The sequence below is a fragment of the Bacteroides sp. DH3716P genome, from assembly GCF_025914115.1.
GTDB lineage: Bacteria > Bacteroidota > Bacteroidia > Bacteroidales > Bacteroidaceae > Bacteroides > Bacteroides ovatus.
The window spans coordinates 563,871-576,197 of the sequence record NZ_CP083673.1 but is presented as its reverse complement, the minus strand read 5'-3'; the positions used below and the strand labels follow the sequence as shown (position 1 = coordinate 576,197).

General features: G+C 40.0%; 8 protein-coding genes. All 8 read right to left on the bottom strand.

The genetic code is table 11. The annotated features are described in order from the left end of the window. Window positions 1-116: 116 nt before the first annotated feature. The 8 genes from KQP79_RS01960 to KQP79_RS01925 all read right to left on the bottom strand — a co-directional run bounded on the left by KQP79_RS01960 (window position 117) and on the right by KQP79_RS01925 (window position 12,313). Window positions 117-1,961 (bottom strand): S41 family peptidase, encoded by a 1,845-nt coding sequence (locus KQP79_RS01960; RefSeq protein ID WP_061448327.1) that lies wholly within the window; start codon window positions 1,959-1,961, stop codon window positions 117-119. A 35-nt stretch (window positions 1,962-1,996) separates the two neighbouring features. Further along, window positions 1,997-4,534 (bottom strand): PL29 family lyase N-terminal domain-containing protein, encoded by a 2,538-nt coding sequence (locus tag KQP79_RS01955; protein WP_151939906.1) that lies wholly within the window; start codon window positions 4,532-4,534, stop codon window positions 1,997-1,999. Between the two features lie 83 nt (window positions 4,535-4,617). Beyond that, complete coding sequence (locus KQP79_RS01950; protein ID WP_061448326.1) at window positions 4,618-6,834, bottom strand: hypothetical protein; 2,217 nt, start codon at window positions 6,832-6,834, stop codon at window positions 4,618-4,620. Between the two features lie 21 nt (window positions 6,835-6,855). Next, complete coding sequence (locus KQP79_RS01945) at window positions 6,856-7,920, bottom strand: Omp28-related outer membrane protein (RefSeq protein WP_061448325.1); 1,065 nt, start codon at window positions 7,918-7,920, stop codon at window positions 6,856-6,858. 9 nt (window positions 7,921-7,929) lie between these two features. Next, window positions 7,930-9,048, bottom strand: coding sequence for an Omp28-related outer membrane protein (locus tag KQP79_RS01940; protein WP_008640461.1), 1,119 nt, complete (start codon window positions 9,046-9,048; stop codon window positions 7,930-7,932). Window positions 9,049-9,053: 5 nt separating this feature from the next. Continuing rightward, window positions 9,054-10,151: an Omp28-related outer membrane protein gene (locus tag KQP79_RS01935; RefSeq protein ID WP_008775750.1), complete on the bottom strand. Its 1,098-nt coding sequence runs from the start codon at window positions 10,149-10,151 to the stop codon at window positions 9,054-9,056. A 35-nt stretch (window positions 10,152-10,186) separates the two neighbouring features. Beyond that, entirely contained in the window at window positions 10,187-11,791 is a 1,605-nt protein-coding gene (locus tag KQP79_RS01930) for a DUF6029 family protein (protein ID WP_032849475.1), read from the bottom strand. A gap of 33 nt (window positions 11,792-11,824) precedes the next feature. Then, window positions 11,825-12,313 carry a peroxiredoxin family protein gene (locus KQP79_RS01925; RefSeq protein ID WP_061448324.1) on the bottom strand — a complete coding sequence of 163 codons (489 nt, stop codon included), beginning with the start codon at window positions 12,311-12,313 and terminating at the stop codon, window positions 11,825-11,827. Window positions 12,314-12,327 lie beyond the last annotated feature (14 nt).

Below are 12,327 nucleotides of genomic sequence, written 5' to 3'. Positions count from 1 at the left end.
TATTACATGTGATTTTATAGTATTAAAGCAAAATGGGGATGCTCTCACTAACACCTTATCGAGAAGCATCCCCTTTAACTTAAGAGAAAATTTATTTCACAAGAGATTTAGTCTTACTAATATAAGTTTTCTACTTCCGGCTTGTTGTAAATGAGCGAGCCAAAAGTTCCCGCAGGGCGTTTCAAAGGTACAGATGGTACTCTGATGATTTCATCTTTTGAAGAACGTGTCAAACCTGCTCTTCCACTACGTTTAACAGGTTCTCCTGTAGTCGGATCCACCCCTTGAACATCGCATAGTGCCCAATACAATGGATAATTAAAATCAAAATTGTCCCAATCTCCGAAAGCATAAGGGAATACATTATCAATATCATCTTCATAGCTTGAGTTTTGATTATTCAACATGACATCCGGGTCAATACCGTCAGCATAATCTCCCCAGTCTTTTGCATTGAAAGAACGGAAAGTAATTGGAGCAAATTCATAATATTTATTTCCATATTTATATTCTTGCACTTCCATTCCTACGTTCTTTCCTTCCGTACGGCTACCAAATAATTTCACAGGAAAATCTATGCCTCTTAATCCGCTAATTATCAATTCACTAGCGGAAGCCGTTTCTTCCGAACAGATGATTCTTACAGATTTAAGATTTAGATCATCACCATCTCCAAAACGGATATATTCATCTGCACCGGAATTACGTTGCATTCTCATAAATACATCCGAACGATGTGATGTACCAGCGATAGAAGCGGCTAAATAACGAGCTAATTCAACAGAACCTCCATTGTTAAAACGTAAATCCAAAATCAAATCTGTGATGCCTTCAGCCTTGAACTGTTGAATTACATATTTCAAGTCTTCCTCAAAATTCAAATCAAAACCTAGATAAACTAAATAACCGATATTGAATTTATTCTCTTTTTTGTCTTTGATAAACATTGAGTTCAAGATAGGACTATTATTATAACTACCAGTGGTTAATGTAGTAGTTCCATCCACCAAATCATAGTCGCCCCGGTTTTCATCAAAGATTTTACGCCTATAGCCGATCTTAAAAGTTTCACCTCCACCTGCATAAAACAAAGTGCTCATATATTGCTGGTAATTACTCTTATTCAAAGTCGTACCATTTACAGCAACAATTACATCCCCCCGTCTCAATCCGGCTTTTTGAGCAGGAGATTCTAGATATACATATCCAATGGCTAATCCAATAGTTGTTTTATCCGGCATGTAAGAAGAGAAAAACGTTCCAAGTCCCGATCCTACAACACTTGTTGCACGAGTATTTGCACGAGTTCTACTGGAACCTGTTTCCATAATATAAGAATAGATATAACGCTTGCCTGCATTGACTGAAAATGCACGATAAGTTCCGCCATCCTCTTTATTGGTTTTCATTGGTAAAAGATAAGTTGACAGAAAATTATCATAAGAAACCGATGCATAATCTACATCTAATGTATTATATTCTTCTTTAAAGAGATAATGTTCCTTCAAATATTTATCCATATACTCATTAAGAGCTAGGTCTACTGCCGCTCCGGATCCTCCTCCTTGTGTGATAGTACATACTGTAACAGGAGCTTTATATCCTTCCACTTGTACAACCACAGTCAATATTCGTTCTTTTCCGGATTCGTTTTTATTAATTTTCACCTTTAATCCCCCTTTACCGGCAGCAGAATTACCACTGGTATTAGTTATAGTAGCCCAATCTGCTCCTGTAGAATATTGTAGAGAAGGAGTCCATTTTCCAGAAGCCGTAAACGAAATTTCAACAGTCTCTCCATAAATAGAAGCCGTCTTTTCCGTTTCAGTACCAATCGCAGTGATTCCATTATCAGTATCACCGACATCTCCCCCGTCGTCGCTATCCGAACAATTACTGAAAGCAATCAGACACAAGGCAAGCAATACTATACTATAAAAGCTATTAAATAAGTTTTTCATCTATCATTATTATTAAATTAGAAAAATTAAAAAGATTATTGTGCCGGAGCTTCTACTACGGTTTTAGAAACCTCATAAAAACGTCCTTCTTCGTCCATCCAGGTTACATTGATATTAGTAGGTAATGTTCCATAAACACTTCCTGAATAAGTAGTTGTTTGTTTTACTCCGTTTTTCATTACATACCTGATTTGTTCATCATACATACCAGTCAGATAATCTGCCGGTCCGGCAAATACATAAAATACTTTGCAGGCAGCCTTAGGTTTCACAGTGTAAGAAACGGTATAGAACTTATCCTTTTCTATCTTGTCAATCGTCACTTCCGGCACACTGGCATTCCATAAATCCGGGTCTCTGTCTTTTCGCACGTAAGTAGGCTTCGCACTGGTGTATTCCTTCTTTGTTATGGTTGAAGAAGGGTTACCATCAGTATCAACTGCTATCATGAACAATACATATTCCGAATTAAATGCTATGTCCTCGATCACCAGTTGATGATTTTTCAGTTCAGCAGCAACAATTTCAGTAACATTATCATTCATAATTAATGCTTGTTTTACCATTTCTTCATTTCCCCAATACGGATAGCTTTTGAAATCACTCAATTTCATGTGAACATAACGGAACTTTTCCGGATTTCCAGTCGGGGTCAACGTTAAAGTCGTAGACACAGTTCCTGCCTCTATTGACACATCTACCGAAATTGATGAATTATAAGATATTTCTTTGGAATCAGCCTGTACTTTGACTAATGACCCGAGTTGCCCTTTCTCATTTAATGCTACTGCAATAAAAAAGCCTTTTGTTCCCGGTTCTAAAGAGGCTCTTTCAAAGTTTTCTGCCTCTTTGGAAGAATCTCCATTTTTAATAAGATAAGAAATAACTTCCTTGTCGGTACCATAATTTGCCAGAGTTTGCTCTTTCATATAAGAATAATAGAACTTATAACAGTCAGTTCCGGGAGTAATAGTCGCACTTACACTTGAAACCGTAGTAACAACACTATTAATATTTATCGACGCTGTCCCGTCATACGTCAACGCAGGCACAGGAATCTCCACAGCTACCAGTTCTTCTGTTTTATACCCTTTTTCTTCTTTATAAGGAATAGCCCAAAGTACATACGTTGTTCCAGGTATTACCTTTGGAAGAAAATCTAACACCTTACCTTCCAACGGCCCGTTATAATCCGAATATTGTTTGGTTCCTCCCCCATAAGCCAGATCTTCAATCACTCTTTCAGGTGAATAATTCGGCTTATCTATAATCCCTGTATAATAAACGTCACAACCCTTTCTGATTGCAGAAACCGTTGCACCTTCAAACGTTATATCCGAAACCTTCAGTTCTACTGTTGCAGCAGTCTTAATCACGCTGGCAATCACGTCATCAGGCAAATATTCACTACCAGCTTCAGATGGAGGTACTGCCCAAATCATATATGTCTTTCCGGCTTCAGGATCCTTACCTATCAGTTCTGCCAATGGAACTTTATCAAGAGCTGCTGTCTTCATGTACATACGGGCAGCATATCCGTTCACTAATTCAGCTACGGCCTCTGCACTATATTCATTAATTTCCAGCACTCCCAAATAATACATTTCTACACCATTCGTCAAAGTAGTAGAAATCGTTTGACCTTCAACAGATATAGTAACAGGAGCCTCACCTATTATCACCGGAATCTCCGAGATTATGCTTTGCCCATTAGACGCAACAGCCATTATTGCCACTTTGCCCCCCGTTTCTGCATACTGATTCTCTGCAACAGGAGCAATAATAGTCAATCCCTTTCCTGTCAATGAAGCTTTCCAACCGTCAGGCTTTGTTACGGTATACTTAGAAATACCACTCATTTCAACCGAAATCAGTTTCTCCTCACCGTTTGCAAAATATTGTTTTCCCGATAATATTTCACATTTCAATTCCTTAGATTTCGACAACTTTAATATTGTGCCATCTTTCAGAGTGAAATATGCATAATCATCATCCTGACTTACTCCACTGAAAAGAGAGGTATCCCCCGTCCCTTCGCCGGATGCATACACACCCGTAGGTTCCCAAGTCTTTCCACCGTCTGTCGAAATCTCCCACTCTTTTGTATTCGTATTAATGCGAATTTTAGGAGCAGCAGCCGTCACGGGCATCATATTCCCTTCTCCATCTTTCAGGAATGTCTTCTTGCCGTCTGTACTGGTTATTCCCCAATAATAAACGCCATCTTCTTCGTTTTTTATCACAGTTATTTGCGGAGCATCTTCTCCGTTTTCACCATTACGAATAGTTACTTCCGTCTTATCTGAAAACTTAATTGTATAACTTCCGTCTTCATTCTCCAACACAGAAGCAATTGATTTATTTTGAGATAAAGCATCAGTCAGCGTCTTCAATGTGGAAATATCAGTTTGTACACTTTGCAAAGAAGCTTCTAACTTATCCATGCGATCTTCCAAACCGGAAATCGAATTCTTCAAATCATCGTCATTATAGCATGACGAAAATGTCATAACACATACAGCCAGGAAACACATACATTTTCCTATGCCACCTAAAAATTGATTTCTTCTCATACCCATAAAAAGTTTAATGATTAGAGAAAAACCGCACGATAGATTTACACACTATCGTGCGGTAAATTTAGTTTTGCCGATATTTATTTGGAGTGAGGATGTTTGCCTAATTTCTTCAAATCAAGATAAATAACACTTTCACTTCTCATGACTCCCGGAGTATTCACTTTCACCTGTTCATTAACAATCAGCTTTGCAGGAACCCGGTTATCTTTCTTCACTACTTGAGGCTTCGCTATTCCCTTTATTCCTTTTTTTAATTTCGGAGCATCGGGGAATAATACGGAAGGATCAGTAATAATACCTTTTTCTTTATCATAGAATACTGTATAAAGGTCGCCAATTACTTCATTTCCATCAGCATCGGCACCAATAGGCACACATAAAGCAACCAGTCGTTTGGCTTCACTTGTCTTATCATACGATTGAGTAGTTGAATTGACACCTGATAAACCATAATCCAGACAACGCTCTTTCCATACATCCATACATTCCTGATAAGTATAGTCACCACTTGCGGAATAGTTATCTTCTATAATGGTATAATATAGTTTGGCAACATCCTTCACAATAGAATACTGAACTGTAAAGTTGCCCAAATCACTCATGTAGGCATTCAGTTGCATCGTTGGATTCGGACCTGCTATAATAGCTTCAGTTGTTGCTTTCACAATCTTCACATCTGTCAATACGCCATCCCAGTCTTCTGCCATATAAGCGAATGTATATTCCGTTCCAGGATCCAAACCGCTCCAAGCAAAACTTTCTACTCCTCCGTTCTTATTTGCGGCCCATATATTTGAATTTTCTGACATCAGATATTTAATCAGTTCAGCCTTATTACCTTCTTCAAGTAAATCCGGCGTCATAATGTATTGATGATAATATACTGCCGCTTCCTGATTATAAGTATAGGTTAATTTCAGGCTTGTCCGTCCCGGATCGGAAATGGCAATATCTATCGTAGCTTTAGATGCTCCCGGATTATCCGTTACTCGTGCTTTGGTAGAAAAAGTTTCCGTCTTCACTTCTGATAATTGTCCATACATATTACGACCTACATAAGCAACAACATAAGAAGTATTAGGATCAAGAGCATGTTGGTAATCTGTAGTTGCATACGAGCCTTCCTGACTGAAATTTATATTCTTAATCCCCCATCCTTCTTGATCTAAAGCTTGTGCAAGTGCCGTCATTGTTGCTTCATCGGCATTTTCATAAGGTGCCCAGTCAGCAGCGCTGAATATACGATAAAACATGGCATAACAAGTTTTCTCCATTTTTACATCCATGTTAACAATAGAAGCACCTGTTTTTGCAATCTTCAGGTCACATTCCGCCTCGTCCGGATTATCAGGAATTTCTTTCAATTGGAAATCCTGCCGTACATAATCTCCTTTATTCTTATTCTCATCCAGTCCGATAGTAGTAGCCGTAAATTTTCTTTTCGAATCGGCATTATATCCAAAATCAACTATATATAATAATTCTTCTTCAGGTACCTGTGCATCTTCTGATGTCTGTGTCCAGTGTCTCATAAAGTCGATATACATATTCTGTCCATAAGCTTCAATAAACGCATCGATAGGTTCGGAATCCGCACAGAACTGATAGAAATACTTGCAATCCTCATTGGGGACATATTGAATGGCAGCTGCCTGATAACTTGCTTTAACATCAATTTCAACACGAGGATGGCCTGCTACATCTCCTGAAGGAGTTTTCAAATAACAGATTTTCATATCAGCCGGATTTTGTCCGCCTTCATCATTACACCCTACCGTTATAATCAAATATTCTGCTCCCGGCACAATCTCCGATTGAGCATATTTGGAATTTGTCCAGTCAAACTCTGTATTCGGGTAACTATCTCCTAATGTTTTCCTGTTGAAAGTATAAGCACCGGCACCCTCCGAATTATAGAGAGCTTTCAGAATCAAATCTTCGATTTCTTCTTCACTTGCACCTGAACCGCCACTTTCAAATAAGTAGTTATACATACGACATAAAGGATAAACATCCAAACGATAAGATTGCACCTTATCTCCCGGGGTACATTCAAACACAAAGTTGTTGGTAGTTTTGCTAGTCACTTTGATGCCTACCCCACGTTCACCACCATCCACTTCGTTTTCTACCCATCTGATTGGAGTTGGTACAGGAGGAAGTGGTACATCCGGGGTCACCGGCACGTCAGGTTCCACAGCAGGTTCATCCTTATCCGAACACGATAGCACCATAGGGCTTATAACTAACACCAGCCCTAATAAAAATAATAAGCTAATTAATTTCTTCTTCATAATTCTAAGTGATAAATGTGATTAATCATTTACATATTCATAATCGGCATTGCCGTTTATTGCTTCGCAAACAGCCAAATTGTTTACATAGCCGTTTTCATCCATTACTAATGCATAAAAAGAAAGATTCTCTGCTTTCCATGTATCGTCTAATGCCACAGTATACTCCTTTACTTCTTCCTTATCTTCTGCAATTTGTCCCAGTTTGTCACCTTCTACAGAAGCAGAAAGTAATTTGCGGACTACATGATTATGTGTATAGTCCCGATAGTTGCCTCCGTCATTCTGCTGATACTTCAATCCATTTTCAACAACATACAATACCAGGCGGTAATCAGCCGTTTTCTCCGAAGTCACTTTCACAGTAACTTTAGCTTCGGAATCAACCTCATTATAAACAGAACTGATAGCTACTCCGCAATGAGCAGGGTATTTCTCCAAAGACTCATTAAATATAGCCCGCATGACACTATAGTTTTCAGATAGCCCCATTGTCCCACGCATATCAACCACACATGAAGGATAACCGGAGATAGCAAACTTTCTGGAAAGAATCGATGACTGTTCAATTGTCATTGGATCGGCACTTGTCCCATCAACATGAAATGACATCAGATAAACAATTCCCTCGTAACTCGAACTTATCAAATAATTCAGACGGGTCATTCCTGCCGGACACATGGCGCACCATGTTCCGGTGAACTCCATTGCGCAGATGCGTCTCACAAAATTGGATACTGTACCTGATGTACTTTTTGCAACTACTGTTATCAATTTGGATACATAGTTGCCATAAGATGCCTCAAAAGCGTAGGTTCCGGCTTTAGAAGTAGAAAAGGTATTTCCATCCAAAGTTTGTCCGTCCATCACGGAACGGATGATTGCATCAGCAGTTACATCTATTCCCGCATGCATTACCGTAAAGGTTATAATATCCTTTCCGTCCGCAGTCAACGTATTTTTATCGACGCTCAAAATCACTTCCGTCTGCTCCGAATCATCGGAATTGCCTGAACAAGAAATCCAGCATATTCCCACACAGCACATACAGACCAGCAATATTATTTTATAGACATTTATACACATAACTCTTCTTTATTCGTTATACAAGTAATCTGCTGATTCTCCAAGTTTACACTCATTTACATTGTTACACGTATAAGTCTTTCCTCCATCCAAAGTTGTCAGCATCGACACTATCACACGCATATTATCCACATTCCATCCCGGTTCCAACTGATAAGATCGTTGCATGGTAGATTCCACTCCCGCATTTACTTCCCCATTAAAACGGTCGCCGTTCAATGATGTGGACACCACTGCGCGCACCACATTATTATGCGTATAATCATTCGCGCCATTCGTTTGAAAGTATTTGATTCCATCCTCTACCAGATAAATCAAACAACGATAAGTGTTTGTTACGTTGGAAGTTAATTTGCCAGTAATCTTCACTGTACGGTCAGAAGCATTATACACAGACTCAACAGCTACCCCACAAGAAGCCGGATAGTTACTTAATTCTTTCTGAAGCTCTTCTTCAATCTGGCTCTTGATACTGATCATTTCTTTAGTACCCTTACGCAGATTGTAAAAGAAACGAGGCAGTCCCGAGAAATTACCGAGAATATTAGTCCGGTAATTATTGGTAGCTGCTGTACTCATGGGATCCGTCATTCCTCCGAAATCCATGTGGAAAGAAGCGATAGCCAATCGCCCCGGTTGTTCAGTCTGAATTGCTTTCAATGTAGTGCTAAGCGCCGGACAGGCCTGGCACCCGACAGAAGTAAACTGCATCCCCAGTAATTTATGATAATAGCTGGTTCCTCCTGATACGGGAGCAACCTGAACGGTCACTTCATTTTCACTGACCATTGCTTTTCCTTCATAATAGCGGGCTTTAAAGACATACGTACCCGGCACTGAAGTGCTGAAAGCACGAACACCATAATCCAGGTTTTCCTCTCCCGATTCCTTTACCAAAATCAGGTTCATTGTGCTTTCTTCACTTACATCTTTTGTACCCAGTTTGACCGTGAAGGTCACTTTTTCTACTCCATCTGCCTGTATAGCCGTCTTATCAGCTGTAATACGCAAAATGCCGTCATCCGTCCCCCCATTCTCCGTTTCGTCCGAATTGCCGGAACAGGATGACAGCATTGCTAAACAAAGGATCATTACAATTGGTAGAATTGTCGAGTATATTTTTTTCATAAGCCTCAATCATTATAGAGATAGTCTATGCTACCATTGATAGAACATTCGGTTATATTATCCACCATATATGCGTCATCCACTTTACGTAATGCATAAACCACTACACGCGATGTGGCAGGATTCAGGTTCTTTGCATTAGAAATGCTGAAAGTTGCGGCAGTGTGCTCCTCGTTTGCCTTCACAGTAAACCGTCCGTCGGTTGACATCGACAGGTAATTGTTGGAAATAGCTCTTACTGTATAATCGTACGAGGTCTCATTTCCTCCGGATGCTGTTAAGCCATCAGTCACCAAGACATAAACAAGGTCATATTCTCCTCCCAAGCTCGACTTCAGTGCGGCATCCACCGTAATCTCACCCATAGAAGAATTATAAGATGTATTTACCTTAATTCCACAGGTTGCCGGATATTGTCGGATTTGACTTTGTAAAGTCTGTTTGATAGCACTCACGTTCCTGTCTATCGACATGACTTTCAAATCATAGATACAGGTAGGAAAACCGGACGCTCCAAAACGGCCCATGATTGTGCTTGTCTGTGACAAATGGAACGGGTCAGTGGCGGAACTGCTGGAAGAATGAAAAGCCATTTTTACCATACGTCCCGGCATCAGTTCTTCCACTTTCTTCAATGCCGAAGTCATGGCCGGACAATAGGTACACCAAGTTCCCGTCATTTTGAAGACACCTACTTTACGATAGAAAAGTTCATAATTCTTACGATTCTGTGCGGTTACGGAAACTTCATCCGACTCCCAGTCCAGGTAATATGCCTTAAACTTATGTGTCCCGTTCTCTACTGCCGAGAACGTATTGGTCCGTCTCTCCAAATAATCACCGGTAGTTACATCTTCAAAATATACATTCTTCATATATTCGGAAGTCGTCAGTACTTTTCCATTGGCATCAGTCACCGTAAAAGTCGCCATATCTGTTCCATTGGCTTCAATCTTGGCTTTATCCACAGTCAAAGTAATAGGTCCTGTCACTTCGCCGTTATCCGGCTCTTCACCATTGTCGTCAGAATTACCGCTGCACGCTGTAAAACATCCGCACAAGCATATCAGACTTGACATAAAAAACATTGTAAATTTTCTCATATTCTATATTCTAATTAATAAATGTTTCGATGAACTCAAAATGAAGTAGTTATAGTCAGGTTGGCACCTGTATATTTAGGAATCGTCCGGCAAACTCCACCAGAGCAGACGTACCCTTCCTTGTTACGACCATAACTCAAGGCTATACGCGTACGTGACTTGGCATAACTGGCTCCCACATTGTAATAATGGATTTTATCCTTGCCGTGATTATACATATCACTTCCGTAAATGCTCCATGCCGGAGCAAAATTTATCTCCAACAGAGCTGCCATCCAGTCCTTCTGATCTTCTTTTGTAGTTAGGTATTGCAACTCCATGCGAGTTGAAAAAGAAGGCGTGAACTTATATTGTAAATCTGCTACAAAAATATTCGACAGATTAGTCGTTTTATTCGCTCCGTACGAAGGGCTATATTCTTGCATAGAATAAAGCAAGTTCATTTTGAATGACTTTGTCCATTGCTTTTCCACATCAACACTAAAGTCACGAAATGCCAAGTTACCTATCTGGGCTGTTCCTTCTTTTTCTAAAGCATAATAGGTAGAAAAGTTAGCATGTAATTTCAAACCGCGTTTACCTCCAATGACCGTTCCTCTTTTGAAATGATAAAAGACATCCAATTGTCCGCCCATCTCACCGCTAACTGCATTTGTCACATCTCCTATTTGTGGAGTATGAGGATGCAAGTTGGTCAACATATAGGTATATTGCGTACTCATAGCCGGGACATAATTCAACAGATTCGAAGTCGAACCATTACCGGCAATAATCTCACTATTCATCCATTCCAAACGGCGCCCGGTCAGATTTACCCCCAACCCATTGCCGCTATATCCCAGCTCCAGCAATTGCGCATTGGCACGTTTCCTTGCATAAAGTTTATCATCATGGATGAAATTATAATATTTATTGCCACCGTCCACATATTCACCTTTCGCTGTAAATCCGGAGCGTTCAAAATTTACCCGTCCCGAGAAGCCATTCGAATAAGGTTTTCCCCCTTCTTCTTCGAGGTCGATATTGATTTTCTCATACCGGTTCAATGCCCCTCCTTCGATACTCAAGGACGTATTTTGCCAACTAAGCATTTCAGATAAGGAGAAACTTACATCTACGCCACGTACTTGTGTGTCGGAAAAGTCCATTCCAAAACGTGGAGTTCCCCAAATGGCCTTCAACCTTACAATATTCTTGTAATTGTAGGTAAAACGTGCTCCCATCACCGCATTATTCAAACCAAGCATACGGTCCTCCCAACTACGGAATAGCAGTCCACTCCCAAACTGCTCATAAAATGTACCCGCTGTTACGGAAAAATCCTTGTCGGCCCAAGATACGTAATAGTTGGTTAGTTTTGCTTTCTCCAATTCTGTCGGGTATCCCACCAGTACCGGTTCATAGGCTTCCAACTGTACACCTACGGCAAACTTACCTTGATAGTAATCCAGTTTCAGATAATTGTTCGAACCGAAATGATCTTCCGGAGATTCTGCTTTTGTCTTACTATCATCCTTGTAGTAAATCGTATTCGTTTCAAAGCTCCCTGTCAGATAACCTTTTTTGTTATCTTGCTGCGCATAGGTTAGAGTAGACGCTAACGCTACTAAAGCCAACACCTGAATTCTTATTCTAGTCATGTCATTGCGTTTATCTATGAATAATAACAGTTTCTATTTCTGTAGTTTTTTTATCGCTTTCAATAGTTCCAGCTCACTTCCCGGCGCGTACCCGGTGTGTGAATAGACAATCTTCCCATCGGCATCCACTACATATACCTGTGGAGTCAGGCTTACATTCATAGCTCGCATGAATTCCTGATTTTTATCGTACAACATGATAAAATCATCCCATCCATGTCCCTCTGCCAATGCACGCGCTTTAGCAGTAGAACGGCTGTCATCTGTCGAAACAGCTACTACACGGAAATTGGCTTCTTCCAACCAATCGGGCAATTGTTCATTTATAGCGTCCAATTCACGAATACATGGTTTACAGGTTGTTGCCCAAAAAGAAATAATCATAGGTGTTTTGTGATTAATCAGGGAGGAGGTGTTTACCTGTGCTCCTTTCGTATTTTCAACCTTGACTGATGGTATTTGTGCCATGGTACAAGTTAGAAAAGCGAACAACAGCGTAATGCAGACAATTAATGCTCTCATAAGTTCTTTTTATT